At 51.8% G+C, this 26,701-nt stretch carries 22 protein-coding genes and 1 pseudogene; 13 read left to right on the top strand and 10 right to left on the bottom strand.

Translation table 11 applies throughout. The features are described 5' to 3' along the window. Nucleotides 1-166 precede the first annotated feature (166 nt). The 8 genes from ACMGGH_RS23140 (at nt 167) to ACMGGH_RS23105 (ending at nt 5,860) form a co-directional block, all read left to right on the top strand. A complete protein-coding gene (locus ACMGGH_RS23140) occupies nt 167-430 on the top strand; it encodes a hypothetical protein (protein ID WP_420299257.1) in 264 nt (87 codons plus the stop codon). Next, nucleotides 427-1,638 carry a hypothetical protein gene (locus tag ACMGGH_RS23135; RefSeq protein ID WP_420299256.1) on the top strand — a complete coding sequence of 404 codons (1,212 nt, stop codon included), beginning with the start codon at nt 427-429 and terminating at the stop codon, nt 1,636-1,638. Before ACMGGH_RS23140 ends, ACMGGH_RS23135 begins: the two co-directional genes overlap by 4 nt. Continuing rightward, nucleotides 1,635-2,309, top strand: a complete 675-nt coding sequence (locus ACMGGH_RS23130; protein WP_420299255.1) for a DUF6884 domain-containing protein — start codon at nt 1,635-1,637, stop codon at nt 2,307-2,309. The genes ACMGGH_RS23135 and ACMGGH_RS23130 overlap by 4 nt, the downstream gene beginning before the upstream one ends. Nucleotides 2,310-2,351: 42 nt before the next feature. After that, nucleotides 2,352-3,104, top strand: a complete 753-nt coding sequence (locus ACMGGH_RS23125) for a hypothetical protein (RefSeq protein ID WP_420299254.1) — start codon at nt 2,352-2,354, stop codon at nt 3,102-3,104. 175 nt (nt 3,105-3,279) lie between these two features. Beyond that, nucleotides 3,280-3,774 (top strand): thermonuclease family protein, encoded by a 495-nt coding sequence (locus ACMGGH_RS23120; RefSeq protein ID WP_420299253.1) that lies wholly within the window; start codon nt 3,280-3,282, stop codon nt 3,772-3,774. A gap of 12 nt (nt 3,775-3,786) precedes the next feature. Continuing rightward, complete coding sequence (locus tag ACMGGH_RS23115) at nt 3,787-4,284, top strand: hypothetical protein (RefSeq protein ID WP_420299252.1); 498 nt, start codon at nt 3,787-3,789, stop codon at nt 4,282-4,284. Nucleotides 4,285-4,631: 347 nt separating this feature from the next. After that, entirely contained in the window at nt 4,632-5,402 is a 771-nt protein-coding gene (locus ACMGGH_RS23110; RefSeq protein WP_420299251.1) for a TraX family protein, read from the top strand. Nucleotides 5,403-5,533: 131 nt separating this feature from the next. Next, nucleotides 5,534-5,860, top strand: a complete 327-nt coding sequence (locus ACMGGH_RS23105) for a hypothetical protein (RefSeq protein ID WP_063617334.1) — start codon at nt 5,534-5,536, stop codon at nt 5,858-5,860. On the opposite strand, the gene ACMGGH_RS23100 is transcribed toward ACMGGH_RS23105, so the two are convergent. Both ACMGGH_RS23100 and repA read right to left on the bottom strand, forming a co-directional pair. Then, nucleotides 5,835-6,641 (bottom strand): DUF4225 domain-containing protein, encoded by an 807-nt coding sequence (locus ACMGGH_RS23100; protein WP_063617333.1) that lies wholly within the window; start codon nt 6,639-6,641, stop codon nt 5,835-5,837. The genes ACMGGH_RS23105 and ACMGGH_RS23100 overlap by 26 nt on opposite strands. Nucleotides 6,642-7,522: 881 nt before the next feature. Next, the gene (gene repA, locus ACMGGH_RS23095) at nt 7,523-8,536 is read right to left on the bottom strand and encodes a plasmid replication initiator RepA (RefSeq protein WP_420299250.1); all 1,014 of its coding nucleotides are present in this window, start codon (nt 8,534-8,536) and stop codon (nt 7,523-7,525) included. A gap of 653 nt (nt 8,537-9,189) precedes the next feature. Here repA and ACMGGH_RS23090 point away from each other — a divergent pair. Together ACMGGH_RS23090 and ACMGGH_RS23085 are read left to right on the top strand one after the other, a co-directional pair. After that, nucleotides 9,190-9,456, top strand: a complete 267-nt coding sequence (locus ACMGGH_RS23090; RefSeq protein ID WP_248056646.1) for a DUF1778 domain-containing protein — start codon at nt 9,190-9,192, stop codon at nt 9,454-9,456. Then, nucleotides 9,444-9,929, top strand: a complete 486-nt coding sequence (locus ACMGGH_RS23085; RefSeq protein ID WP_248056648.1) for a GNAT family N-acetyltransferase — start codon at nt 9,444-9,446, stop codon at nt 9,927-9,929. Before ACMGGH_RS23090 ends, ACMGGH_RS23085 begins: the two co-directional genes overlap by 13 nt. A gap of 299 nt (nt 9,930-10,228) precedes the next feature. Here the strand turns inward: ACMGGH_RS23085 and ACMGGH_RS23080 are convergent, their stop codons facing one another. Genes ACMGGH_RS23080 through ACMGGH_RS23070 form a run of 3 tightly spaced genes read right to left on the bottom strand, consistent with a single transcriptional unit; the run spans nt 10,229 to nt 13,530 of the window. Next, nucleotides 10,229-11,236 (bottom strand): hypothetical protein, encoded by a 1,008-nt coding sequence (locus ACMGGH_RS23080; RefSeq protein WP_420299249.1) that lies wholly within the window; start codon nt 11,234-11,236, stop codon nt 10,229-10,231. A 1-nt stretch (nt 11,237) separates the two neighbouring features. Next, a complete protein-coding gene (locus ACMGGH_RS23075) occupies nt 11,238-12,335 on the bottom strand; it encodes a DUF3696 domain-containing protein (protein WP_420299248.1) in 1,098 nt (365 codons plus the stop codon). Beyond that, entirely contained in the window at nt 12,328-13,530 is a 1,203-nt protein-coding gene (locus tag ACMGGH_RS23070) for a DUF262 domain-containing protein (RefSeq protein ID WP_420299247.1), read from the bottom strand. The genes ACMGGH_RS23075 and ACMGGH_RS23070 overlap by 8 nt, the downstream gene beginning before the upstream one ends. A gap of 223 nt (nt 13,531-13,753) precedes the next feature. On the opposite strand from ACMGGH_RS23070, the pseudogene ACMGGH_RS23065 reads away from it, so the two are divergent. Beyond that, nucleotides 13,754-14,742: pseudogene (locus ACMGGH_RS23065) on the top strand (tyrosine-type recombinase/integrase). A 312-nt stretch (nt 14,743-15,054) separates the two neighbouring features. Here the strand turns inward: ACMGGH_RS23065 and ACMGGH_RS23060 are convergent. Then, a complete protein-coding gene (locus ACMGGH_RS23060; protein WP_420299246.1) occupies nt 15,055-15,732 on the bottom strand; it encodes a hypothetical protein in 678 nt (225 codons plus the stop codon). Nucleotides 15,733-16,310: 578 nt separating this feature from the next. On the opposite strand from ACMGGH_RS23060, the gene ACMGGH_RS23055 reads away from it, so the two are divergent. Together ACMGGH_RS23055 and ACMGGH_RS23050 are read left to right on the top strand one after the other, a co-directional pair. Beyond that, nucleotides 16,311-16,673, top strand: a complete 363-nt coding sequence (locus tag ACMGGH_RS23055) for a DUF1778 domain-containing protein (RefSeq protein ID WP_136487027.1) — start codon at nt 16,311-16,313, stop codon at nt 16,671-16,673. Further along, nucleotides 16,660-17,244: a GNAT family N-acetyltransferase gene (locus ACMGGH_RS23050; RefSeq protein ID WP_136487025.1), complete on the top strand. Its 585-nt coding sequence runs from the start codon at nt 16,660-16,662 to the stop codon at nt 17,242-17,244. The genes ACMGGH_RS23055 and ACMGGH_RS23050 overlap by 14 nt, the downstream gene beginning before the upstream one ends. Nucleotides 17,245-17,382: 138 nt before the next feature. Here ACMGGH_RS23050 and ACMGGH_RS23045 read toward each other — a convergent pair whose 3' ends face one another. The 4 genes from ACMGGH_RS23045 to ACMGGH_RS23030 form a co-directional block, all read right to left on the bottom strand. Then, entirely contained in the window at nt 17,383-18,171 is a 789-nt protein-coding gene (locus tag ACMGGH_RS23045; RefSeq protein WP_420299245.1) for a DsbA family protein, read from the bottom strand. A gap of 28 nt (nt 18,172-18,199) precedes the next feature. Beyond that, nucleotides 18,200-23,623 (bottom strand): conjugative transfer relaxase/helicase TraI, encoded by a 5,424-nt coding sequence (traI, locus tag ACMGGH_RS23040; RefSeq protein WP_420299244.1) that lies wholly within the window; start codon nt 23,621-23,623, stop codon nt 18,200-18,202. Then, nucleotides 23,620-26,211, bottom strand: a complete 2,592-nt coding sequence (gene traD / locus ACMGGH_RS23035) for a type IV conjugative transfer system coupling protein TraD (protein ID WP_420299243.1) — start codon at nt 26,209-26,211, stop codon at nt 23,620-23,622. Before traD ends, traI begins: the two co-directional genes overlap by 4 nt. 116 nt (nt 26,212-26,327) lie before the next feature. After that, nucleotides 26,328-26,639 carry a hypothetical protein gene (locus tag ACMGGH_RS23030; protein WP_420299242.1) on the bottom strand — a complete coding sequence of 104 codons (312 nt, stop codon included), beginning with the start codon at nt 26,637-26,639 and terminating at the stop codon, nt 26,328-26,330. Nucleotides 26,640-26,701 lie beyond the last annotated feature (62 nt).

Genomic DNA, 26,701 nt, shown 5'->3' with positions numbered 1-26,701 from the left:
ACACGCAAGGAATATTATAATCGCACCAACATCATGAAATCATACTAAATGTGATATTCGTCATAATTCATAACATCATATCTGATATGATGTTTACTTATTTGGTGGAAAATCATTCGAGATATAATTTTTCACTAAACTGACATTATCAGACGGAGCGTGCAGGATGGATGAGAAAGAAGTGACGTTTTCACTCAGCTATGAGCAGCTTTTGCAGGAAGCGGAAGCGCAGATTAAAAATTGCGATCTCCGCGAGGCTGGCCCTTACTATCTCCAGGAGCTGAACAAAGCCCGGGACTTCCTGTCTTTCTGGCACCGTCTGGCGCTGAAAGGGCAGACAGGAGCACCGGATGCCCGTTTCTATGAGCAGATTGATGCCGACTGGGAGCGGCTGAACGCACTTATCCGGAACGGGAACAACGCAGCATGACCATGACCAACGCACGTCGTCCGTCACCGCTGCAGCGCCGGGTGCTGATTGTGCTGGCCGCCCTCGGTGCGAAACGTCCGGGACCGGTGGCCACGCGGGATATTGAGCGGGTGCTGGAGCAGGCCGGGGACGCCCCGGTGTACGGGCCGAACCTGCGTGCCTCCTGCCGGCGGATGGAAGCCGCGGGCTGGCTGCGCACCCTGCGCGCCCCTAACATGCAGCTGGCCGTGGAGCTGACGGACGCCGGCCGGGCGCTGGCCGCCCCGCTTCTGGCTGACGAACAGGCGCGCGTCCTGGCGGAGCAGCGCGCGACAACGGTCCGGGTTCTGCCCCTGATCCCGCCCGGCCAGGCCGGGGAGGCTGAAGACCGGCCGGTGGAGCTGGACGACCGCTGGCACCTGGCGTGCCGGGGCGACTATGTTATCCGCCTCGACGGGATCACCTGTCTCCAGCTGTGGAACACGGCCGGGCAGGTGACGCGCCTGACGGGCGATCCCCTTCAGGTGGCGCAGTGGCTCCAGGCCTGCCACGGGGCGGGTATTGCGGTCCGGATGCAGATCAATGAGAGCGCCGCGCCGGAGGAGGGTACACCGGACGGTACCGCGCCGGCGGACCTGACCGGCATCTGGTACAGCCAGCTGGACGCCGCGCTGCATGCGCTGGGGATCACCGGGCTGACTGAGGATATTCGCCTGGCCGTGGTCAGGCCGGAAGCGTCCCTGCGGATGCTGCCGGCACCGGCGCGCCTGCTGCACGTTCTGCGCGACGCGGACCCGCTCACGGCTGCCACATACGAGGAAGACACGGAGGCCGCGCTGGCCGACCTGCTCACCCGAGCGGGGTTCACGGGCGACCAGGCGCAGGAGCTGCAGTGGCACCGCATCCGCTGGCCGCTGATGGATCAGGAAGAAGCTGACCGGCGCGAGCTGAACAACCTGCTGGACGAACTGGAACAGCGACAGCTGTACTGCAACCGCGGGCAGCTGACGGAGATTGTGTTTTCGCCGGTCCGTAAACCCGGCGAGCGCTGGACTGACCGTCTGCAGTGGCTCCTGATGATGGACGGATTCGGGTTCCGGAGTCCGCTCTCCCGAGACGCAGGCGACAGGGCGCTGGCGATCCTGGCCGGTTACACGGGGCAGGAGGTGGCGGACCATCTGGCCACGGTTATCGTCTGGAACGACAACAGCGCGGGGATGCCGTCATGAGCACAGGCAACGTCCATCTCATCGTCACCTGCACGCGCCGCAAAACCGTGCCTGCAGGTGATGCGGTCTTTCCGGATGAACATGACGTGGAGAGAGCTTACGGGCTCTGGCTGGAAAGGCTGGCGCAGGCCCGTCGCGGATCGCCCTCCATGACCGCCGGCGAGCTGTATACGGGCCAGCACTGGAGCAGGGCAGCTGCAGCTGCGGCGCGGAACGGTGCCGAAATGTGGGTGATTTCAGCTGGCCTGGGGCTGCTGCACGTATCAGACCCGGTGGTCCCGTATGAAGCGACGTTCTCCTCGATGCCGTTCTGCCATCGCACTCACTGGGAACGGCTGACAACGCGACCGCCTGCGGAGCGACGAAGTGCCTCCCTGAGGGCTCTGATGCAGGCTAGGCACAAAGATCAGTTTATCGTAGCTGCTTCACCACTTTATGTGCATGCTGTGGAAGACGATCTGTGCGCAGGGCGAGCAGAACTTGCCTCACTGAATCAACTAACGATAGTCACCTCAAAAGGATATCAAGGGAGGCTCGGTAACAACATCGCACTTAGCAGTGCAGCGATGATGAATGAGCTTAAAACCAATATGACCGGGCTCAACATCAGTCATGCAGTAAAAATTCTGGATAATCACCCCGATAAATATGTTCCTGGCGGTAGTACGTAGCCACTCTGCTCAGAGAAAACCTTAAGTGATCGCGAGAATACAATGATAAGTAGAATTGATCGGGCACTCTGTGCCGCTACAGTGGTGACCTTGGCTATGCTCATCCCAGTAATTATCTGGAGCTGTGCCACCAAAAATAATGACATCAGCAACTGGATTATCGCACTTGCTAACGTTGCCATGGCCGTCGCCGCTTTTGCTGCATATAGGAAAGCAAGCCAGTATCTGAATGAGTTTTTTTCTAAGGAAGGTTACACCCTGGCGACCAAAATGGTGAATGAGAACCTGCTTGAGTTGAACATGCAAAATGAACTCCTGGAGCGTGCAAGCAGTTTTTGCGCATTTTATACAGGTTTCAACGGGTTTCCATCGTCTGCATCCAGACTACTTGTCATGCAGGCTAGGATAAATCTGTTTAACAAGATCCGTACCCGACATCATCTAATACTAAGTAACTGTGAGAGACTATCCATTCAGATGCTCAGTTATGGGATCGTAGCTTCCGGAAGTCGGAAGGATGCCTTAACTAACATGCTTGTCGCTCTACAAAATTGCCTTAAGTGTGCCGATGAACTTGAAATGCATATTACGAACGAATTCTCTCGCTACAAGCAGTATGTAGAAAACGGAATAAACATGTCACAGCCTTTTACTCTGACAAACGTCGACAATGCGATCACTCAGATCCAATGTATGACTGAAAATTGGGGGAAAATGGTTGCTAGTTATGATCAATTTTTCAGAGGTAAGCGCCATATCCAGTCGTTATTCTGTCTTAACAAGGATACAGACTAAGTTTACTGTGGGTACAAAAAAAGCAGGACGGGTTCAATATCACTGGTGAGCTGCCCATGATCAGGACATAACATTCAATGTTTGACATCCTTTTAAAAAGCCTCGTAGGAGGATAAGTCGGGTTGAAATTTACGTGCTTAATAACCGCAGTGTATGCAACCGGGGATAACGAATAATGAAACGGAAGTTTTGCTCGCTGATCCTGTTCGTTGTGGCGTTTTCGGCCAGTGCAGATATCAGCGGCCGGATTGTGCGCGTGCTGGACGGGGATACCGTTGAGATGCTTGAGCCAGGAAACCAACTGACGCGCATTCGTCTGGCCGGTATCGATGCGCCGGAAAAGAGTCAGCCCTTCGGCCAGCGTTCCCGTCAGGAACTCTCATCGATGGTGGCCCAGCGGCATGTAACTGTCACCGGAAGTGATACGGATCGCTATGGACGTCTGCTCGGTACCGTGTGGCTTGGCGGGACGGATGTTAATGCCGAACAGATACGCAAAGGCCTGGCCTGGGCATACCGGTACCACGGAAAACCCGTCCGGCCAGACTACGCTGTTCTGGAGGCCGAAGCCCGCCGTCAGTCAGTCGGACTCTGGTCAGTACCGGGTCAGACAGAGCCCTGGCGCTGGCGTAGTCTGCATCAGGAAGAACTAAAAACGAATAAAAATTAAGGAGATTATTGTATGACTTTAAAATTAACCGAAAGCAAACTGGAAATTCTTGTTGATACGTTAAATGCAATTATATGCGGTGAAGTAAATATTACACGTGAGCAGCGCGAAAATATGGTCAGGACGGTTGCAACTCTGGGAGGCTTAATGGAACGGCAGCGCCTCATCACTGCGGAAAAGGAAGCTAAAAAGCAGGTAAAAGAAGAAAAGGAAAAAAAACCACGCCTTCCGGATGAAGTGTTTCCTCGTTCAGGAAAACCATGGGCACCGGAGGATCTTGACCTTATTCATTCGATTATTGCTGATATTCCGGATGACAGAATCGATGATCATATACTCTGGCTGTCGAAGAAACTTCAGCGCACCCCTTATGCCATCACCCTGAAGATTGTCAGTGAAGGCCGTATGAATGAGGAATGGGCTAAAGGGTGGAAGCCAGCCGCAAAATCTATTCGTGAAGATTTTGCTCTGGTCAAGGAAAAGGCATCAGCATGTAATGCAAATAATTAATAAACTATCGTCAGTCATTTAAAATTATCAATAATGTGACATGATTTATGGTGCTAATATAAAAATTTTTTTAGGAATTTTCCTACCGCACTAAATATAATATTCATACAGCCGATAATAAGAGAGTAAGAAAGGGGGCGGTGTGAACGATTTTCATATTTTAAGTATTTGTATTCAGAATAAGGATGTGGCGGGCGCAATGCGTGTGCTGCGTGATAAATCAGAATTTGCGGTGCGCAAGATTCTGGAGAAACTTAAGGTCAGGGTCACAACGCAAACCGGCAGGGCATTCTGGCATTATGTTCAGGGCTGGCTGTTAACCGCGTGTCGCCAGGGGAATATACAGCATGAATCATTCAGTACCCGACGTTCTTCCCAAAATCCGGAACGCCAGCCAGCTCAGTCCCGCTGCTCTCGATATGGTCAAGCTCCTCGCACTTCTGGCCATGATTATCGACCACACCAATACGGTGTTTCTGTCGCCAGCCTGGCCGATGATGTATGCGCTTGGCCGGATGGCCTTCCCCCTGTTCACGCTTATATGGGCGATGAACGTACAGCGCACCCCGGAACGACTGCAGAAGAGAGCCAATCGGTTGTGGATCTGGGCAATCATTACGCAGCCGATGTTCAGCCTGGCCTTCCTGCATCACCAGCCCTGGTGGGCCCTGAACATTCTGTTCGTGTTTGCCGGCGTCACGCAGCTGCTTGCCCTGCAGTACCGGCACGGCCGGAAAGGAATGCTTGCCGGATATCTGATCCTGGCCCTAATGATTTGGCCACTGGAGCCGGCAAGCTACGGGCTGGCAGGAATTACGCTGGCCATCAGTATGGCAACCTTATCAGGCAGCGGCATACCCGGAGTGAAGCGACTGGCGGTCGCTGGCGTCGTGCTGTCACTGATTTGTTTAAACGGGTTGTCGCATATCCTGAACCTGCCCGCAGAAACATTATTACTGGCCACGCTGCCTACTCTGGTATTCCCCCTGGTGGTGGTTTCTTTCTGCAGGGAAATCTGTCCGGAAGGCCGCCAGCGTTTCATGCCGCGTAATTTCTTTTATTATGCTTACGCCGGCCACCTGGGGATTATTGGTCTGGTACAGTCTGCTTTTGGCTGACTTAGGATGACGTGATGGCTATCAGTGAGAAAGAGCTGATAGCCCGTAACCACCTGACAGGTTATCGGTCGGGCTTAACTGGTTATTAGCGCAGGGCATGTTAAACTTCCCGCAGGGAAAAGGAGAGAAGCATGAACCATGAAAGTGATCTGACGAACCACGGCTTCAGTGAAGAGGACATTGTCCGGCTGCGGGCCAGTTCAGCTAAAACGGGTACGGAGATGGATACCCTGCTGAACGATCTGGCAAACCGTTTTAAGGCCCTGATATGGGTGCTGTCAGTCATGTTACTGATTTTTGTGGCCACACTTTTGGCTGGCTCGAGGATGCATGCCATTTCCTTTGGCGTGGCTATTCTTGTTCTTGGCACTCTGTTTACGATTACCATGCCTTTGAAGCTGGCCTATAAATCATGGCATTACCGCCGGAATCTCATTTCCCGGCGTCATCAGAAGTGATCAGATCGAAAACAACCTTAGCCTTTACCCCCCATCCCACAATTTTCATTGTCAGTTTACCCCGGGACATGGTGTCGATTTTCCGGTAAAAATCGGTGCTGATATAGTTAAACAGACGCCATGTTCCAGGTCTGGCCATTAATCCATAGACACTGTAGATATTGCCTGCAAGTGCGATCCCGTTGTATATCCCCAACCCTGTTGATCGTTCAAATCCCATGAATTTAGCGATGTTCATGGCACCATCACCAAACATACCCTGCGTGTCAGGTTCATTCAGGAACTGACGACCAACTTCACGGGTTATCGTGTTGGCCGAGTCGACAATCAGAATAGCCCCGGCAAGAACGCCAACGGGTGTCATTGAGGAAGTCAGCACGAAGCCAAATGCGCCCTGCATACCTGCCAGCACCACTTTAATTCCTGAGATGACATAACCGACCATCCGGTCTTCATCCCTGACGTATTTGATCTGGGCATATAGTTTCGCATAACCGGTCTGGAGCTGACGGCTCTGCTCAAGCAGACTGCTGTTTTCGGCCTGCAGGTTACGCAGGCAGGTCATGCACTCTTCGTCAGACTTTGCCCGCCGGGCACGCTCAAATTCGCCATTAATGACAGATTTAATTTCATCGATGAATTTGAGACGCGTCAATCCATCCCCCAGATGTCGGGCGCCAACAATATTAGCGGTATTGACGAGTTTGCGGGCCTCCAGATTAATCATGGTTTCTGCCCAGACTCGTGCCTGGCTCTTGTTTCCCGGAAGAATTATATCCATTTTACTCATCCTGATTGAAAATCACCCGTTTAAGCTTATCGCGCTCCCGGATTTAGGCAACCCTGCTTTAAAGGGTAAATGTATGCCGCGAAGCGGCATGGAGACGCCAGCCGGAGCTGAACCGGGTGATTCTGGTTAGGGGCGTCGTAACCGGCATCAGCCGTTACGGATTGATAGGTTCTGCCAATCCCATCCCTTTCCCTGCAAAGCCATACCCGCTTAAAGCTTTCCGATTACTAATGTGCGCGGTCGGAGTGAGTCCGTCAAGGCCTCTGGCCGCTGACGGGCTGTATCTCCGCGTTAGCGCCGTCAGGCGCTTACGAGCGTGTATAAAGGGATTACCGCGACTTAACTACAGCTACTCTTAATACTAGTTACAACATCCCTCTTAAAGCGAGGGTGTTCCGGCCCTTCGGGCCGGGGCGGCGTCGGTTTAGCAGGGGTCAGGCCAGGAGAGGGTGTCAGGTTCTGGCCAGAACGGGGCCTGTCGCCTGCGACGGGAGGTACTTTTGATTTTCATCTGAGCGCGCGGCCGTGAGGCCGCTGCATGCGAAGGCCTTTTTAATTATCCACAGAGTGGCGGAAGACAAAGATCCACTCTGGAATGAAATGAACAGAGCGATAAAAAAAGGGGGGTTAGATTAAATTGCGGGTTCTGTTTTTTTCCTTTCCGGAAAAGGTGACTTATTCGTTTGCGGATTTCTGTGGAAAAAAGAATTCGTCGGTTTTCCAGGCCATCAGGGTAATGCGTTTGCGTCAGTAAATGCAGCCCGACCGGGTGACGGGAACAAAAAACGCTCAATTTTTCCGGGAAAAACCAGCACAATAAGCCCCGGCGAGGGGCATGTGAACAGAGGGAGATGATGTGCCGTATGTCGCGGCTAGTCCGGCGGTGACAGCGCCAGGTCCAGCTGGTAAAGATGCTGAATCGCCAGCTGTGTCAGTCGTTCCGGCGTACACCAGTACGCCTCATCATGAGGAAGGGTTTTGAAAACCCATTTTTCCATGGCATGAAGACGTTCATCCACCGGCAGCTTTATCAGGTTATTGGCTCGTTTACGCTCAGCGCCTTTTTTACGACGGTAAATCAGTGCTTCACGGCGCTTACGGGCAGACCAGCATTTACGCGCAGAGTGGGGCTGGACATCATAATGTTCGTTAATCACCCCGTCCCGGATCAGCTGCTCGCGCTCGGCGCTCTGACGGAGCTTCTTATCCTGCTCCTTAAACAGCTTGTCCATATTGACGCCCAGCATCTGGAATCCCATAGGGGTGATATAAACATAAGTCGGCAGCCAGGAGCGGGATTCCCGATCCCAGGTGCGCTCTTCCGCCAGCCCAAGCACACCAAAGCGTACCTGCTCTTCAATCAGGCGGGATAAGCGTGACACCGTCACCTCCGTTTCCGGGATGACATTTCCTTTAGCGTCCTTCGGGCTTAACTCTCTGGCCAGCCTGGAGATACACATGCCGACGGTATGCTTGCCGCCATCACAGAAACTGATGAGCAGGGGCCAGAGGGAGTCAATCAGGCTCCGGCGTTCCGGCCGGAAACCATATTTGCGTCCTGCCTTACGGCGACCCGTGACAAAAAGGGGATGACGGGAAACGTGAACACGCAGTCTGGGGCGGCCGGTCCGCTTGTCGAACATCACGAGACGGTTGTAGGCATGCCCCAGTTCCCCGGAGAGCTTTTTATAATGCTCAGGACGGAACCAGGACGGGTTTTCACATTTGGCTTTTGTGGAGTGTTCACCGCGCTTACGGCGGGTCCGCTTTTTGACCGGCTCAGTAAGAAAATTATCCTGTGTGCCGGCATCAACGTCCTGCCAGAAACGGATTAACTCTTCGGCCGGAAGTTCAGACCAGTGAACAGAAATCTGCTTGTCATTCACGGCGGCCTGTTCTTATGGCGGCCGGGTGTTGTTTTCTATGGTGCATGCGTTATAATCCTTCACAGGCAACGCGCCTGCTTTTGGACCCCCTGATATCTGACGTTCCGCCAAGTTCGTAGCAGATATCGGGGGGTTTTTGCATTCAGGCTCCGGGAAATTCCGTCGCCTGCTCCTGAACGTTTTTACTGGACACGTCCTGTCCCTGTCTGTTTCCGGAAGTCCGCATTTCTCCCGTCAACGCTTTTTGCCACCCGCCTGCCTCACCACAAAGCAGTCAAACCGTCAGTTTGAGATAGGTCACAAAAGTAATCTGGATCAACAATCTGTCCCACCACAAGACGATCGCTGACGATACGAATACTACCTTCTCGCTGGCAATATTTCCAGATGTCAGGCCATATTAGCGTCCATTGTTTGCGTGCTAATTGTCCTGAAGGGGTTTTTAACCGACGCCGCGCTCAGTAATGTCAGTGAGTTGGGTTTGATTAGTTATGCCTGGGCAGGGAAGTGAAATTTAGAGGAGTGGGGTTACCACAGTAGTTACACGCTGACTCTTTCGTATTATCACTGCATTGGATAAATCTGTATAGCGTTTGCTATACAACACCTTTATGATATGCTTGTATAGCAATTGCTTTACAAGGAGCGCATTCATGAAATCAGATGTTCAGCTCAACCTTAGAGCTAAAGAATCTCAAAGAGCACTTATTGATGCTGCAGCAGAGATTCTCCATAAATCACGCACGGACTTCATCCTAGAAATGGCATGCCAGGCTGCTGAGAATGTGATCCTCGACCGTCGCGTTTTTAATTTTAACGATGAGCAGTATGCAGAGTTCATTGATATGCTCGATGCACCTGTTGCGGATAACGTTGCCATTGATAAACTGCTGGCAAGGAAACCTCAGTGGAACGTGTAACAGCACCAGAACCGTTATCCAGCTCCCATCAACTTGCTGAGTTCGCCTGTGGGGAGGCTGTACTTGATGACTGGCTTAAACAGCGAGGATTGAAAAATCAGGCTCTGGGGGCCGCCCGAACGTTCGTAGTTTGTAAAGCAGACACGAAACAGGTTGCCGGTTTTTACTCTCTGGCCACCGGCAGCGTTAACCACGTGGAAGCCACGGGAAGTCTCAGGCGTAACATGCCAGATCCTATTCCGGTAATCATACTTGCTCGCCTGGCAGTCGATGCATCTTTCCGTGGCCAAGGATTAGGCGCTGATCTACTGCACGATGCAGTTCTGCGCTGTTACCGTGTAGCAGAGAATATTGGAGTCCGGGCGATCATGGTTCATGTACTGACTGAAGAAGCCAAAAGTTTTTATCTTCACCATGGCTTTAAGGCATCGCAAACCCAGGAACGTACACTGTTTCTCAAGTTACCACAGTAGGTTGTGAGACCCTGAGGGAGTGTTTCTGTAAGATAACTAATTGATTATTAATGAAAAAACTAATTAATTTAACATAATCTTTGTTATGCGAACTGATAGTGTGGTAGCTAAATTGAGATGTCAGCATCTGACCATATACATGTCCGTGCTATAGCCTCACTCCAGCGATCATTACTTTCAAAGGATAAGACGCGGAATGGAGTTTTTCTCGATGAACGATGTGAACCGACTCGGGATCCTTCAGGACGTGATTGACCGGCGTCTTACTACACGTCCCGCGGCCAGCCGGCTCGGTACATTTATTTATGCTTGGGCAATGATAGATGCTTACAAAAAATAGCAATAATAAATTTTCCTGCAGAATGTGATGTTGGGCCATGTACATGAATTCTATTTTGATGTGGCTCAAACTTACCATGCCATTCACAATAATGCGTGGTTTTGTTAATAACTATCTCTCTTTCTTTTCGACATTTTTCATTTTTTCTAACATCTGGTTTTTCAGGCGCTACACATAATCCTAAGGCTTGGAATCGTTCTTCAATTAGTTCATTGGTTGGCTTCTGACCTATTGTTGAATTAATTGTATCGCTAATATGTATCGCAGGAGGTGGAGCGGAATAAATCCAATTACCATAATCGTTGAATACTTCTAAATATTTTTTTAGTTTTTGATAAACAGAAGAATAGCCTCCCTCAAACGAGTCTATTCCGTCCCATACACCTTTGAAGAAATATAAATCAGGATAAAGATGGCTTGAAAGATTATGTAAGTTTTCCTGGGTATCCCTTACTGTCGATAATGCACACTCTCTCCAGAATGTTAAATTGCTTTTTTCAGAATTAACAAAGTAAATTTCTAATTGTCCATATGTTGACGAAACCGGAAGCTTTGATTTATCCCTGAGTGATATACAGGCGAAAGGGGTATTGTTAATCAAGTTATGATAAGCATAAGCATAATCAAGTCCGACAATTGCACCAGAACTATCAGTGACATCACTTTTTAGAAAGGTAGGGGGCCATAAATTTTCCATATCCTCATAAAAACATCCACGATTTATATATGACGCTAATTCATCTTTGATTCCCTTGTCGATTTCAGCAGATTCTGGAGAGCAAAGGAATGTCCAAAGATCCATTCCCCTACATACATTTTTGCTCTGAAATTCATTACCGAAAAAGAAATCTTCTCCACGTTCCTTAGCGATATATAGCCTATCTAGGAAGTTTTCTAAAATAATAGCAATTTCTGGACATGTGAGATTTATAAAATCCCAGTCAGATGAATCAATAACGAATGACATTTTATATTCTGCTCCGTCTAAATTTACCGAGAGTAGCTGTATCTAGTTGGTATTGATCGAAGAAAGAGTTTGGCCATCCAGATAAACCGCCATATTCAGTAAAATGTAACTCAGTAATTGATGGTTCTTTTTCGTTATTATCAAAAAATAAAACATTTGCATCTTTATGTGAAATGTTATTTTTAGCTGCTATAGATTTCCTTATACCATTAAGGACATGATCTGAGTGAGTCTCCACTAAAACCTGAACCCCTTTCGCAGATAACCAACCAATATATTCTCCAATTTTTGATTGGCCAGCAGGATGCAAATGAGCTTCTGGGTTTTCAATTATAAGCAGACCATTCTCTTTAATCACTAAACCTGCAAGAATTATTGGTAAAACATATGTTACCCCAAACCCCATATTTGAAGCTTTAACCCACTCTCCATTTTCAACTTTGAATTGTAGTGAGGAGGATGTATTTGATCCATATTTTTCTGAGCGTACTTTAATAGGTCTAAAAATTTCAGAAAGCCATCTTTCCAATTGGTAATTCAAAAAAAGAGCTTCATTTTCTGGAGTGTCAGGATGAGTTCTGGAGGCGTGATTAATAGGCATTAAACCAATGCCATCTATAAGCTGTGCACAATATTCCCCTCTAATTCCAAGCTCTAGTTCTTGATGATGCTTTGACGTGAATTTATATTCTGTTTTTGGGCCAAATCGTTCCGCTGACAAATATATAAATGATCTATTTTCTGTATTAAAATACTCTCCAGAGTAAAAGTACTTCACATCCAAATATAAAGAGAATAAATTTGAAGATGTAAATTTGAACTCACCATGCACTCCATTATTAAATTCAAGGGAGATATCAATCTCTTCCTTTCCATTACGCCAGTTCATTATATCTTGTACTGTCCCAAGATCTACGCCATAAGCAGTGTCTAATGGTACTGTATTGTGACCTTTAGAGGCTTCATGAGATAACAAAATTGCTTGAATAAGTGATGATTTACCTGCACCATTTACTCCAGCTAAAATTGTTAGATTTTTTAGTGGAAAGGTTTCAGAAATGAATCGCTTGAAACCTTCAATCTTAACTGTTTTAATCATTAAGTATACTCTTTAATTCATTTATTGGTTTGGTTAATCTTGCTATTACCGCGCTAGGTGAACCGGTGCTCACAGTTACAGACTTCAGATAGCTCTCATCTTTGAATAGCTCCAGTAAGGATTGTTTTACTTCCTCTTTCTTATCTATAAGTTTGTTATAAGGAAATAAAGACAAAGCGATACTTTGAGATTCAAAAATAGCTCTATTTATAGGCCCTCGTTTTTTACCTTCTTCTATTCTTCGAAATGCGTTATCGCCAAGAATATCATATGCACTTCTCATCGACGATATGAAGCTTTGATAAAGTAAATCTAACTCATCGTCACTAATAGGGGCTAGATCCGACTCCTCAGATTTTCTTCCATCAAGCCGACGTGTAAAATCAATCAAAAAACGGTCTAAGCTTGCATAATTTCTATACTCATCAATAGAAGTCATTTTGAATGCGCAATACCGTAAGACCAACTCCTGATTAGTCATACGTCCGCTATCGCGTACTTTTATACCATCAACTGAATTCCAAAAATTCCAGCCGGTAGCATTATCAAAAAAGTCATTCTCTGAAAGTAATTTCAAATATTCTCTTGCACGTGATGTGCTCATAGCATGTCTTATTTCTTGCGGCTTGAGCGGGCTACCTAAAGTATTTACCCTGCTAAATATATCGTATTTAATACCATTAGGTGTTGATGGCTCTATTACATGAACTACAATTTGAGTAGCCCTGAAACGCCTCAATTCTAGAGAAGGAAGATTTTCAAAATTAATCCCATCTAAATGCTTAAGATACTCTAAATGTTGGGATTGCAATGAATATAAATTATTCATGAAAGAAGATATAGTACTTAATCTTTGCACTCCATCGACTATCTGAAATGATCCGTCAGATTCCTGATTGAAATAGAAAGCTGGCAAAGGAATGCCTAATAATACTGATTCAATCAATCTAATCTTTTGTTGAGTGCTCCAGACGTAATCACGCTGGAAGTCGGGTGAGAGATCAATATCATTATCGTTTATTTGGTCCACTACTTCACGTAGGGAAAAATGCTTTGTTGTAATTCTTATTTTTTCAGGATCCCAAGGATGTGCAGATGGAGAATCATCAAATTTCTCCATTTCGACTTTCAGTTCCTTGTCTATGGGTACTACAACATTAGCGTTCGCTTCGTCAAATTCTTCATCAGCAATCATTTTTTATCTCACATAACTAAGCTTGTATTTTACATTATATCTTTAAAAATTTGCTCTGGAAAACCCGTGTATGATTTTGTTCTAAAATATCTAAATTTTTGTTTTCTACTTACTAAAATGTATGTTTGAAAAAGTAGACTCTCTGCGGTACGCTCTGACGGTATCATTTCCCCGATTTTTCACGCAGCGCGCCGGAGGCTTTCCGGCCCGGACGGAGCCCGACATGACCCTGATACCCGATGACGAACCGGATCTGAGTCTGCCCACAGACGTCATGTCATCCGGTGAGGAGTTTCTGCCGGCGCTGGCCGGTGAGAATGCTCCGGTCAGCCCGGCCCGGGCCTACCTGCTGTCTCTTAATTCGCCCCGGAGCCGACAGACCATGGCCTCGTTTCTGAACATCGTCGCCGGCATGCTCGGTGCCTCATCTCTCGATGCCTGCAGCTGGGGCAGCCTGCGGCGCCATCACGTGATGGCCGTGACCGAACTGCTGCGTGACACCGGCCGGGCCACGGCCACCGTCAACACCTACCTTTCGGCACTCAAGGGCGTGGCGAAGGAAGCCTGGATGCTAAGGCTGATGGACGTGGAGAGCTTCCAGCATATCCGGGCGGTGCGTAACCTGCGCGGCAGCCGTCTTCCGCGTGGCCGGGCTCTGCCTCCGGAGGAGATACGGGCGCTGTTTGGTGCCTGCGAGGCCGATGACTCCAGCATCGGGGTACGCGATGCTGCAATGCTGGCCGTCATTCTCGGCTGCGGCCTGCGCAGGTCGGAGGCTGTAGGGCTGGATTTTCGTGACGTTGTCACAGATGAGCGGGCGCTCCGGGTGCTGGGCAAGGGCAACAAGGAGAGGCTGGCCTATATGCCGGCCGGCACCTGGCAGCGGCTCCAGAAGTGGGTTGAAGACATCCGGGGGAAAAAGACGGGCCGTTGTTCACCCGTATCCGCCGCTTTGACGCCCTGACGAACGACCGGCTGACCGACCAGGCGGTGTACCATGTTCTGCAGGTGCGCCAGCGGCAGGCCGGAATAGCGAAATGCGCTCCGCACGATTTAAGGCGAACCTTTGCGACCGCCATGCTGGATAACGGTGAAGACCTGATTACCGTGAAGGATGCGATGGGCCACGCCAGCGTCACCACCACCCAGCAGTACGATCGCCGCGGCGAAGCGCGCCTGCGCACGGCCCGTGATCGCCTGGACCTGACCTGACGCGGCACAGGATATCTAGAGGGCATCATGTTAAGTTAATATGATATTAACTTAACATGATGATATACCGGACCCCGTCCGGGCTACAATGCCTGTGGCACCGCGGCAGGGTTTGCGATAAAGTGAGGCCGGCCGACCATCCTGCTTTCCCTTCTGAACCGGGGGTGGTTTGGATCTGTGGATGGTCGGTGGTTTTCTGACACTGGCCAGATGCCGTTGTGGTTGTAGCTGCACCGCCGGAACAAAGACGTTCGGACAGTATTATATTCTTCCGTGTTTACCTGCGACCTTGCGAGAAGGTCATGCCCGAAACTAATGTCCCTCATGCCCATTTTGGGATGATACAATCCTTTTCCCGCTGCCGGTATGGAACATTCCTTCAAGCACCAATACCTGAGCTTCCTCCAGCTCACCAAGCGTCCCCCGGAGGGGAGCTTGTGAGGCAATATGCAGCGACAAACTTTTGTCCGCATCTTCACAGGCATCACTGACTTTTTTGAAGCGGGACAACATGACTGCAAGCGTCATGTGTTGTGGAATAGTCAGCGTCTCAGGTGTTGTGCCGGAAAACTGTTTGGCATCATTAACTGTACTTTCGTATTGCGAATAGCAGCGGGCAATTTTCCGTGCAGTTTCGCTTTCACTCTTTGCCAGCGAGAGCAGCAGGTCCTCGGAAAATGTGGCATCCCGCGTACTTTGTTTTTCAAGATATTCGAGAGTAAGTTTCTCTGAGGTGACCTGTTTTTCAGGGTATTCAAACGCCATTTCCCTGTACGCGCGCAGCACGCGATACGAAGAATTAGCATTTTCAGCATAGCGCTTTAACTTATCCCCTATGGATTCCATGACCACCAGAGATACCTGCCTGTCAGTGTTTTGTGAGCGGAAATCAGCCTGAATGGTGAAGTACGCGGCCACACCTGAAATCACTAATGCCAAGAGTGAGAGGATATCAGACACTGTAATATTCAATTTGCCTAAAAATTTCACCTTAAGATCCTTTTATCAAAACTCACTTGAGCGCCTGCTGTTCATCACGCTTTTTCATTAACAGTCGCCCTGTTCCAGCAAACCTCTACAAAAACAGGCTTAATGTACATCAAACTCCCCCTCGAAGATGGATCTGGCATCCGAGGGCACTTTCTTAGTTTTGTCAAAATAGAGCATCAGGCCTCTAATATCTCAACAGTTTTCTGGGTGCTCCCGGAAAAAGGTACAGGTGAAATCATCTTCCATCCAATGTACGGGCATTATCCGGACATTTGACAGATTCATTTTTAACCTGTATCTTTAAAACCGTACATTGTACGTACCAGAAATGTTAAATTTTAGTTAAAATTATATTTATAATTAATTCAATGACTTGTATTAGAAAACGATCAATCTACTTAAGGAATCCAAACATGTCCTCATACACAATCCGTGCAAACATTTTTAATAGAGAGCTTTTTACAGATTTAGATGAATCCAAAATAAACCGGCCCGCAACATCTTTCTGCAGGCACCGAAGATACTCATAAACGTTAAGGAGGCTCACTACATTTTTATTTTTCTATAAGGTTTATATTATGAGAAACAACCACTTACGTGGTGGTTCTGAAGGTTTGGCTTCGGCCACCGCGCTCAATGAAAAAGAAGTAGGTATTTTTCCTACTTCAGAAGTTAAAAATACACGCCTGGAGTTGAGAACAACTTCGGATTTCAAAGAAAAAGTACGTTCCGCTTCTTCCTTAATGGGAGTTGATATGAGTTCGTTTATTGTTTTGGCTGCCACTGAACTAGCACAGAAAACGCTTGAAAAACAACGCATGCGTTTGCTGACAGAGGAAGCGTGGAACAAACTGAACGCACTAATTGATGCGCCTGTCACGGACAAGGATGATGAGCTGGAGCGGCTAATGGTGGAGAAACGCCGCTATGTTACAAGGTAATACTGAACCAAAACCCTTTGTAATTGAAGCCTTTAAGAAAGGCAGTTCTTACAAAGGGGTTAAAGATTTTGATTGTGGAGATAAGGTTATTAATGACTACGTTAAAAGTAACCTTAAGAGAGACGGTGAACGCGACAACAAAAAAATCTTTGTTCTTCTTGACCCCAACAAAGAAGAACGGATTGCAGGATTTGTCAGCGTTCATCTCCATCTTACGGGAAAGGACGAACTGCCTGGGGACGCGTTTCCCTACTCGCTCCCTAAGGCAGTGCCCGTAGTAAAGATATCTATGATTGCCGTTACTAAAGAGTATCAAAAAGACGGCTGGGGTAAGCAGTTGCTTGGCGTGGCTCTGGACCATGCACTTGATGTTGCTTCAATTGCCAATGACGTCAAGGGTGTTGTCCTTGATGCTAAGGAAGATGTTGTGAAGTTTTACGAGCGGCATCGTTTTACATTGGTTGAAGACACTCCGGATGAATACGGAACCTGCTTTATGTTCTTATCGATCCGTGAGTTGCAGGCGCTTGACGCCAAACGTAAACAGCAAGACCAACAGTCGGCTGTATAGTAATTATGATCATGAGGTAACCAGACCTCATGCGGTGACATAAAAAGCCCAGCTATATGCTGGGCTTTTTATTATATCCTGTTATCGATATAAAATGTCCTGATTAGATTTCTGGTGTGAGATCGTCTTCAACGCACATCATTTATCCAAGTTGGCTTTATGGATGGCAGACAACAACCTATCATCGGTAACGGCTTCCGGGAAAACCGTGATGGTGTCGGGAGTCGCCCCGCTAACGGGCATGACGATGATCCCCGGCGTTCCGGTGAGTCCCAGCGCCTCTGCCAGGTTACTGTTTTTCTCAAGGGACGCGGTATTGTCGCCAGGCGCTGGGGCGGCCAGTCCCGCCTTCGCCGCTGCCCCGTGAATATCCTGCGCCGTCAGTTTGCCTTCATTATGACCGGTGGCGTAGATGGCATTGTGATAGGTGACATAGGCCTGCGGCCCTTTCTGTTGCCAGACCGTCAGCCCCTGCTGTGCAGCCTGAAGTGAAGCTTCCCAGCGACCACCAAATATTGGCCACTCCTTAAAGAGGTAGCGGACGTCCGGCTGCGCTTTCATGACCTTCTCCAGCTCCGGCGCGAAGCGGCTGCAGAACACGCACTGGTAATCAAAGAATTCAATCACCGCGACCTTTGCATTATCAGGCCCGTAAGCCGGGGTGTCCGGATCATGCAGAAGGTTCGCCTGATTCTCCATCACGTTGAGTGCAAACATCTTCTGCTTACGTGCCTCCTGCTGTTCCTGCAGCTTATTACTGACGGTCACCAGAATCTCCGGGTGAGATACCAGATAGTCGGCAGCGATTTCGCCGATACGAGCCTCCTGCTCCGGGCTGAATAAGGGCTGAGGTGCCGAAGCGTGTGCCATTGAAATAAAGCCAATGTATGTTGTAACTATTAATGCGGCTAATTTGTTTGCTTTCATTGTCTGATTCTCATGGTTAAAAGGGAGATTAACGTTCTTTCTGAATGGTTCGGGTGAGGGTCTGTTCTTCACGTTCCGGCATGCGGCCGCGTTCAGTATTTTCTGCCACCCTGAGCATGTCTCGTTCAGCGTTTGCCAGATCTGCAATCACACGCGATGCCCGCGACTGTTCACCGGCGGTCTTGTCAGCACCTTCCAGCTCGCTTCTGACGCTTGCAGCGGCTTTTATTTCCTGTCCATCGGTGTTTTCCTCACCTCTGACCCTCGCGATCACATCCGCGTCCGGGTTGAGTGGTTCCGGTTTACGCGGGTTAATGTCTTCCGGTTTCAGTCTGATCACCTCTTCCTGTGGAACTTCCGCCAGCAACGACTCCGGCTGCTTGCTCCGTCCGGCTTCTTCATTGCGAACCTGGTCTGCCAGCATTTGCTCGCGCAACTGCTGTACGTTCTGTTCGTCCGTCAGCGTGGAGACAATACCCGGTGACACATCCTGTTTTGTCCCACCGCTTACCTTAAGCAGCCATGCTGAAGGCGGTTCATCACCGGTCTGCCAGACCACGCCGTCCTTTGGATGAATTCGTACTGCATCGAGTGCAGCCGTCAGGTCGCTGGCCACAATCGTGTTTCCGGACTGACTCCGCTGCAGCACGGCGCCACGGGCACGCTCTGTCATGACCATCCGGGTCTCACCCTGCGTTATCCGTCCTTCCGGGCTGGAAACCAGGGAAACCATAGCCAGGCCCGCACTCCTGCCATTGTTGTCATACACCGGCAGCGCCAGCGCCGGTTCAGGAAAGCGCCGGGTGGCCGGGATGATTTTTGCCGTCAGTGACGCCTCCTGCATGCCCTGATGGCGCACCCAGGCGCGCCCGATGGCCGTTTTATTCACCGGCTGCCCCATTGCCCAGATGGCTTTCGCCTGTTTGCGCTGCGTTTCTGGTGCCAGCGCATCGTGCGCCGTTTTGATATCACGCTCCGGTGTTTTTATCGCCTTAACCCAGTCCGCTTTCTTGTCGGTGTAAATCTGGACGTGCTCCTTGACGCGGGAAGTTGAAATGTAGAAGGCACGACGGGAAGCCAGTGCCTTACGCCCGTCTTTCGTGCCCTCAAGCGCAATGACATAATCGCTACTGGCCCCCTGTGCACCGTAGCCGGTGACGGCCCAGCCGTAGTCGATATGCTGCTGCGCCCGGACCTTCTCCGGATTGATGGTGACGCGACCGTTCTCCCCTTTCAGACGGATATTCCCCTCCTCGCTGACCGACTCCACCGTATAGCGCTGGTTGGCCATCTGTCCCTGTTCGCGATCGGTCGCCGTGAACTTAAGCAGATCGCCGGAACGGACTTCCATCTCGCTGCGGCGAAACAGCTGCACGTCACCGCTGATCAGCTCCTTCGGTGAAACCAGAGCAATCTTCCCTTCCTCATCACGTACCGTCACCGTTCTGCCGTTACGGTCAACGGCCACCACATCCTGGTAGCGGTCACCGCGTTTAACCACCATCCCTGCTTCCCAGGCCTCTGTTTTATTGAACGCATGGCGCGTATGGGTGATTTTATCGAGCACAGGCACCTTAATAGCCTTCTCTCCCAGTTCTCCCCGCTCAGCCAGCGTGGCATGAATGCCGGCATTTATCGCCTTACGGTCGGCGTTCAGCTGCGCAATGATGAGCGTACGGGACCGCGCCTCCGGTGTCCGGTCCTTCCAGTCAGCCACGATGTCGCTAACAGGCGTCTCCGTTTCCTGAATCGCACTTTCCGGAAGCGCGGCTGAAGCGCTACGCGCCACACGGTCAGCCGGCTGGGTTTCAATGCGCTGCAGGGCCGCATCGATCCGGTTATCAATGATGTCGTGGACGGCGCCTCGCAGCTGCAGGTCTTTCTGGCGGACGATTTGCTTCATGATGGCCACATCCATCGGGCTGCGCTCCTGCATCAGCTTAAAGGGCGCGCCCACGTCGACCGCTTCAAACTGGTCGATATCACCCATCGAGACCGCGCGACCACCGCCGCTGGCAATGGCCTGGAACAGTACCGCCGTATCCTGGTTGCCTGCCATTGATGATTCATCAATAAGAAACACCTGGCCTTTATAGTCAGGTTTCCCGCCTGCGGCCGTCACCTGGTCATGCTCAACGACAAAAGATTTGATGGTATGCGCCCGTACACCGACGTCGCTCATTTCTTTCACCGCCTGGTGCGTAGGAGCAAGCCCCGTCATCACCGGACGAACGTCCGCCGGCAGGGTCTCCAGTGCAGATATCACCGCCTTCAGCTGCGTGGTTTTCCCCACGCCGGCATAGCCCTGAATCCCGATAAACTGATCGGTGGTACCCAGCACCAGGGTGGTCGCCTTTTTCTGGCCATCGGTGAGTCCGTTCAGCACGGCCTCCGGTACCTGTTCCAGCAACGGCTGCTGCGTACCTTTCCCTTCCTCCACCACGCGCAGAATGGCTTTCTCCATCTCCCAGGTGGACCGGGACACCAGTACCGGCTCTCCCCCTGCGGATACGGACAACAGCTCGCCATTTTTAATCATCGCGCCAATTTCATTCCCGATGGCTTCGAGGTCGGGATGATATTTCTGCGCTTCCGTCGCCAGCTTAAGCTCGCTGATCACCACGGTGCGCTGGTCGTTAATGGCACGCCACACGGCCAGACCCGCGTCCGTCCGGACGCTGTGATGCAGTGAATCAACCGCCTGACTGACGTCCTGGTGACCGCTCAGGTTTCTGACCAGCTGCACGGGAGAGGCATTGGTCTTCATGCGCTGCAGCCGGGCTTCAGCCCGGTCCTGCACTTCGGCGGTGAACACTTCCGCCCGGTGGCCACTCTGTGCCAGAGAGTTCATGGTCTGGGTCGATATGTCGCGGCTGTTGAGCGCGGCCAGCACCACGCCGGTGTCGTTATCCCGTCCGCCCGGCGCGGTCACGTAAGCATGTGACAGATAGAGCGGCTGGTCTTTTGGCAGCGTCAGTGTGTCTTCCCCCCGTTTAACCTCAATCCCCTTTTCACTTATCCCGGTCACCTCAAGACGATCTTTGGCCTTCAGGCTGTGCTCGCGGTCGCCCGCCACGGACAGCAGTTTTTCGCCGGTGGCCACGCTGAGGGTTTCACGGCTGAAGAGACGCCAGTCAGCGCTGATATCCCCGATTTTCATCCGGGTCAGCACGCCGTCACCGTCGATTAGCGAGAGGACTCGCGTGTCCTCATGCACCCGGTCAATCACATAGGACTTACGCTCTTTTGCGTCCGTGCGATCTTCAAGCACCATGCCGGGACGGTACGAACCTGGCATGCGGCGCGTTTTGCTGTCGAGCCACACCGGCTGCCGGGCCTCTATCTCCACGCCGTCACGCCCCAGCTGCCCTGCGTTCTGCAGCGCCTCACGTACCAGGCCCGTCAGCTGCGCCTGTTCACGTTTGCCGACCACGACGGCGGTGACGTTATCAGTTCCTCCGCTCAGCTCTGCAAACCGGTTGGCCAGCGCCTCGTAACGGTCGCGTTTGTTCGGAATACTGACCACTTCGGCCTCCAGCCCGGGCGCAGGCTCCGTGCGGCGGGAGCGGGCAACCCCCGCGGACTCCAGCACGGACATGGCGTTACCGTTCGCCTGCCGTCCGGCACTGTCGAGAAAGACCAGCTGTGCGTCCTGCGCGCGCGCTTCGCCCAGCAGAACCAGCGTCTCCTTTAGCCCCAGACGCTCTGCCCCTTCTATAATCAGCGTGCTCTGGGGTTTCAGGTGGAAATCACCGCTCAGAACATGCTGCCGGCTGATAATCCGTTCACGCAAATCGTCGGATTTTGCCAGCGAAATGGCGCGCTCGGCAGAGCTGGCCAGCACCTGCACATCACGACCATTCGCGCCGGCAATACCGGCCAGCTGCGCGGTCAGGTCACGGATGCCCGCCACGCCTGACGGGGCATTCATCAGCACCAGGGCGTCCTTCTCCACAACTTCAAGCGCCGCCGGCGCGTACTGCGCCGGGCGGGTGAAACTGACGACTTTTGTGGATTTGAGATGCTCCTGACTCAGCGCCTGGATCGAGAGTTCATCCAGCAGGTGAATACGGGAGGTGAAAACCCCTTTCTCACTGTCCAGCGGCACAATCATGCCGTCCTTCAGCGCTGCATCAATGGCCACACGAATATCCTTAATCTCCGGCAGCCGTTCACTCAGCTCAGCGGTGGTCATCATCAGCTCGCCAAAGGTGAAGCGCGTTTTACTGTCGCTGAGCTGCGAGATGGCCAGCCGGACAGCCTCAGTCAGTTCCGGGCGGGGTATTTCAGTGTCCAGCTGCGCGGCAGGTAAGCTCCTGGTCGCCGGTGTCTTTTCGGGACCGGTCTGTGCCGGCTGACTCAGCGTGTCAGTCTGTTGTCGTACTGGCTGACGGGACTGGCTCTCCCGTTCTGCGGGTTGAGCAGGTGTGTCGACGCTCTTTTCTGCCGTGGACGACGTCTGCAGAGAAGCCTGTTCAGGCCCGGCTGGAACCGGCTTAGCCTGGTGACCTCGCTCCGGCTGAGGCGCGGTCTCACGAAGACCTGCATCACGCGGCACCACGCTCTCCTGATACGCCTTCAGGTCAAATCCCTTCTCCTTCATCTGGCCCAGCCAGCGCTCCATCAGGCGCATCCGCGAAGGGTCAACTTTCGCCCTGCGGGTGTCTTTGGCGGCCACATCCCGGCTGCGCAGCGTGGCTTCAGCCCCCACGGCCCCCTGAATTTCCCGGCCCCGTGAGGAATACTCGTCCCTGACTTCTTCCGGAACGCCCTTGATTTCCCACATGCCATGCTTGCCTACTTCTTCCACTTCATGACCGAGCGCTTCAACCCGCTCGCGCAGCGCGCTGCGATAGATTTTGCCGAGCGTGACCTGGTGCTTCATGACGGTTTCGATAAAGCCGGCGTTATGGATATAGTCCGTGGCCAGGGCTTTCCATTTGCCCGCATACTCCGTCATGTTGGCAATCAGGAGATGGGTGTGCAGCTGAGGATCAAGATTGCGCGAGGTATCATGCGTATAGGCGGCCGCCACCATCTTGCCGGTGTGTACAATGGACGTAACGCCGTCTTTCGTGTCGCGGGCCGAGATGAGCTTCTCCACATAGCCAGCCGCCACGCGGACGGCATGGTTATGTGCTTCCACCATTTCTTTATCGTTGCCGATGAGTGCCAGAATTGACACGCTCTTGGGGGCGGAAAAGGTCAGGTCATGGCCCGGACGGTGGACATGCTGTCCGTTAACCTCCTTGCCAAGCCGTGAGCCGTCCGGCAGGCGGCCCTCGAGGACGGCCGTCAGATCATCGCCACGGACATTGCCCTCCAGACCCAGCGCTTTTGCACCTTCCCCCATCCAGAGGCTCTGCAGGCTGCCCAGAAAATAGTAGTTATCGGAATTGCTGTAGTAGCCTGCAGCCTCGCCGGCTGACGCTACTGGGGCGACTGACATCATAATTCAGGCTCTCTGTCGTAATAGTAATGGTCGTTTTCGTCGTAACCCGGGTCGTCCGCGTGACGGTGAAGTAAAATGTTCTCTTCTTCCTGCGCCAGCTGCCGGTGAGTACTGTGGGCTTCATCCGGGGTTTGCGGTGTCACTGACTTCCCTGCCGTCGTCACACTCAGGCCGCCGTCAGGCAGTGCCGTCACTTTCATGTCGAGGTTCATGGACTCACCGCCGTTTTCCTCTGTCTGCGGATCGCTTTCCGAAGAGGCCGGCCGCTGGCGTGCCCTGTGCAGCATGCTCAGGGGTGAGGCGACAGGTGGTTCCGGTACATGATGTCGGTTTCGCAGGGCCTTGAGGGCATCGGGCATTGTTTGTACAGAGTCAGCGGTACCCTGGTGAACGGTCACTCCGTGGGAGACAGGTAATTTGCCCGGAGCTTCCGCCGGGTTCTTCATTGCGCCAACAGAACAGAGAGAAACAACGTTATCTTTTTTCTCTGCAGTGACAGGAGGTGTCACCGTGTTGTGTTTTCCGGCCCCCTCTTCCGGTACGACTGTCGCAGAACCGGAGATAACAGGCTCCATGGCAGCTACCTGTTTCCGTTCAGTCACTATGCCCTGAGGAGGCTTCGGCGATGTCTCTGGTGTTGCTGTCTTTTTTTCGACGGGCGATGATGCCGGCGTACCGGCAGAAGTAACATGTGCCGTACCGTCAGCTGCGGCTGACATTTCGCTTCCCTTCTCCAGCACTTCGTCACCGGTCAGGAACGTCAGACCTGCAGCAGCCGCTGCGCGCTCATTCTCCTGAATAACCCTCTCCAGCTCCGGACTGAGCGCATCGCGGATATTGCGCTCAATCAGACCTGCCTGCCGTTTCTTCAGCGCGCGATATTTCAGCTTCAGACGGACGACCGGATACTCACCCGGGAGGCGAACATAAAAGTTGAGGTTTGGCAGACGCATGATCTGCTCGTAGTCGACAATCGGGTTATTCACTTCGTCCTTACCGAGGGACACACCGTCACGCACCTGGTCCAGACCGTAGCTGTTCTGCTCACGGATTTTGCGCTTACGCTGGTTGCCCAGCTCCTCTTCCACCACTTTGGCCATCTCGGCGCTCGGCGAACGTCCGTACATACGCGTGTTCATCAGGTCAAAAATGCTTTTGGCCAGCTCGCGGCCGTAGACGTGAACCAGCTGCGCCATGTTCTGCATGCCCAGCACGAAACAGCCACCAAATTTACGCGCCTCGGCAAGTGTCTCGGCCAGCTCGGGTATGCGCTGCAGGCTGGGTGCTTCATCGATAATGAACCATACGCGGCGGTCGCTGTTCTCCCCCATGCTCTGCAGCATCAGTGTGGCCAGCGACACCCACAGCGAGATCAGCGGGCGTACACTCTTGCGATGACGGGCCTGGGTTGAAATAAACAGCCAGCTGCTGTCATAGCGTTCCTGCATCATCCACTCCCGGATGGTGAACGGCGGCTTCGTTCCGTCATCCAGCCCCTGCAGATAGCGAAGGGCTTTAGCGTAGTTGGTTACCACCGAGCGAATGGAAATGGCCGTTTTCTCGATCTTCTCCTCAACCAGGTTGGCTGAGGGCGTGTTGGCCAGATAGTCACGCAGATTTTTCATGCTGAGGGACAGCAGGGTTTTGAGGAACTTCTCAATGCTCCGTTCCGGGTCCGTCGACATACGAATCGCGAGATCGGCATAAATGGTTCGCGAGCTGGATACCCAGAACGGATCGGATTCCCCTTCCACCGGAATGAGGCTGGCGGCCAGGTTGTCGTAATCGACCGCGTCAACGCACTCGCCCCACATCTGCCAGTTGGCACAGCGCTCGTCGTGGGCGTTAAGGATGATATCGGTGGAGGGGTTATAATGGGTTTCTGTGAAGGTACAACCTGAGTCGTAGATGATGGCCCGGTCACCGCGTTTGCGGATGTAGTCGAGTAACCAGCGTATCAGCGTCGACTTCCCCACCCCGATAGTGCCATGCATCAGGAAATTGAGTACCTCCGCCATCCTGACCATATGCAGGTCGCCTACGCGCAGATCAGAGATCTCACCGTTTTTGCGCAGTAATTTATTCACTTCCGCTGGCTTGTCGGTCAGCTGCATGCCGGAGAGATATTCGTCCTCGCTCTCCTTTCGGCCGATATTCGCGATAAACCAGGTCACGGCGATAAACACCACCATACTGAAAAGCCCGCTGGCGCCGGCCGCCCATTGCAGCTCGCGCAGACATTGGTCGCCCATCGCCTGCATGTACGGGTCGGTATAAATCTGCGGCAAAGTCATTTTCAGCACCATTGCCGTCGCGGTCGGCGCATACCAGTAGTGAACGTCGTAGATTTTTGGCGTTCCCGATGCCGGCATAAGGTCAATAAAGCTGCTGTTGATACTGGCGAACCACCACAGGGAACCGTTATCCAGGGCTTCCTGAGGGATTCGCCAGAGAAAGATGGCGGTAGTCAGTACGGCGAACAGGATGAAGATCCAGAATCCTATCCAGTTGTTCACCTGAATGAACATGCGCCAGCGGTAGGCGGTCATCTGCCCGCCCTGGGTGAGGTTTTTTCCTGCGAAGCTCATAGAGTGTTGTCCGGCCGTTATCGCATCACCTGCGCGGTGATGTGTGTTATCAGAGAGAAACGTTGAAAAGGGTGATGAAAAAATGTGGTACCGCGTGGGGGTTAATCGTCAGGTTATTACATCTGACTCAGTTCATACCTGGCCTGCTGACATCCGTCCTCCCAGTCCTGTTTATTAATGTATGCAGCCACAGAACGGACTGACGAGGCCACATCCCTATAAACCGGTGAATGCCACCCCCGGGGCTCCAGATCGTAAAGGGTAAATTCATAGCCAGCCCAGAAAGCAACAATGGTCATACCCTGCCCCTCAGGAAGTGAACCGAATACATTCATCCAGGCCCTTGCTGCCATCAGCTCGCTTTCCAGATGGATAAGCGACCAGAATTCAGCTGAGTAATCTGCACGTTCATTTATCTGATGCATCATGATGGACGAGCTCCTTTGAAATTAAGGACGCAACGCTCGCCGCAGACAGGGCTGCGCCTGGC

The sequence above is a fragment of the Enterobacter sp. BNK-16 genome (assembly GCF_048684955.1).
Taxonomy (GTDB): Bacteria; Pseudomonadota; Gammaproteobacteria; order Enterobacterales; family Enterobacteriaceae; genus Enterobacter; species Enterobacter bugandensis.
Note: the sequence above shows the minus strand (reverse complement) of the source record. Positions and strands in the feature narration are given on the sequence as shown.

What these genes read in the sequence shown, in the direction of transcription:
- ACMGGH_RS23140 (WP_420299257.1), top strand. Translation starts at nt 167, where the DNA reads ATGGATGAGAAAGAAGTGACGTTTTCACTCAGCTATGAGCAGCTTTTG.
- traD (WP_420299243.1), bottom strand. Translation starts at nt 26,211, where the DNA reads ATGAGCTTCGCAGGAAAAAACCTCACCCAGGGCGGGCAGATGACCGCC.
- ACMGGH_RS23110 (WP_420299251.1), top strand. Translation starts at nt 4,632, where the DNA reads ATGAATCATTCAGTACCCGACGTTCTTCCCAAAATCCGGAACGCCAGC.
- traI (WP_420299244.1), bottom strand. Translation starts at nt 23,623, where the DNA reads ATGATGTCAGTCGCCCCAGTAGCGTCAGCCGGCGAGGCTGCAGGCTAC.
- ACMGGH_RS23080 (WP_420299249.1), bottom strand. Translation starts at nt 11,236, where the DNA reads ATGTCATTCGTTATTGATTCATCTGACTGGGATTTTATAAATCTCACA.
- ACMGGH_RS23135 (WP_420299256.1), top strand. Translation starts at nt 427, where the DNA reads ATGACCATGACCAACGCACGTCGTCCGTCACCGCTGCAGCGCCGGGTG.
- ACMGGH_RS23075 (WP_420299248.1), bottom strand. Translation starts at nt 12,335, where the DNA reads ATGATTAAAACAGTTAAGATTGAAGGTTTCAAGCGATTCATTTCTGAA.
- ACMGGH_RS23100 (WP_063617333.1), bottom strand. Translation starts at nt 6,641, where the DNA reads ATGGATATAATTCTTCCGGGAAACAAGAGCCAGGCACGAGTCTGGGCA.
- ACMGGH_RS23115 (WP_420299252.1), top strand. Translation starts at nt 3,787, where the DNA reads ATGACTTTAAAATTAACCGAAAGCAAACTGGAAATTCTTGTTGATACG.
- ACMGGH_RS23055 (WP_136487027.1), top strand. Translation starts at nt 16,311, where the DNA reads ATGAGAAACAACCACTTACGTGGTGGTTCTGAAGGTTTGGCTTCGGCC.
- ACMGGH_RS23120 (WP_420299253.1), top strand. Translation starts at nt 3,280, where the DNA reads ATGAAACGGAAGTTTTGCTCGCTGATCCTGTTCGTTGTGGCGTTTTCG.
- ACMGGH_RS23030 (WP_420299242.1), bottom strand. Translation starts at nt 26,639, where the DNA reads ATGATGCATCAGATAAATGAACGTGCAGATTACTCAGCTGAATTCTGG.
- ACMGGH_RS23050 (WP_136487025.1), top strand. Translation starts at nt 16,660, where the DNA reads ATGTTACAAGGTAATACTGAACCAAAACCCTTTGTAATTGAAGCCTTT.
- ACMGGH_RS23070 (WP_420299247.1), bottom strand. Translation starts at nt 13,530, where the DNA reads ATGATTGCTGATGAAGAATTTGACGAAGCGAACGCTAATGTTGTAGTA.
- ACMGGH_RS23105 (WP_063617334.1), top strand. Translation starts at nt 5,534, where the DNA reads ATGAACCATGAAAGTGATCTGACGAACCACGGCTTCAGTGAAGAGGAC.
- ACMGGH_RS23130 (WP_420299255.1), top strand. Translation starts at nt 1,635, where the DNA reads ATGAGCACAGGCAACGTCCATCTCATCGTCACCTGCACGCGCCGCAAA.
- ACMGGH_RS23045 (WP_420299245.1), bottom strand. Translation starts at nt 18,171, where the DNA reads ATGAAAGCAAACAAATTAGCCGCATTAATAGTTACAACATACATTGGC.
- ACMGGH_RS23090 (WP_248056646.1), top strand. Translation starts at nt 9,190, where the DNA reads ATGAAATCAGATGTTCAGCTCAACCTTAGAGCTAAAGAATCTCAAAGA.
- ACMGGH_RS23125 (WP_420299254.1), top strand. Translation starts at nt 2,352, where the DNA reads ATGATAAGTAGAATTGATCGGGCACTCTGTGCCGCTACAGTGGTGACC.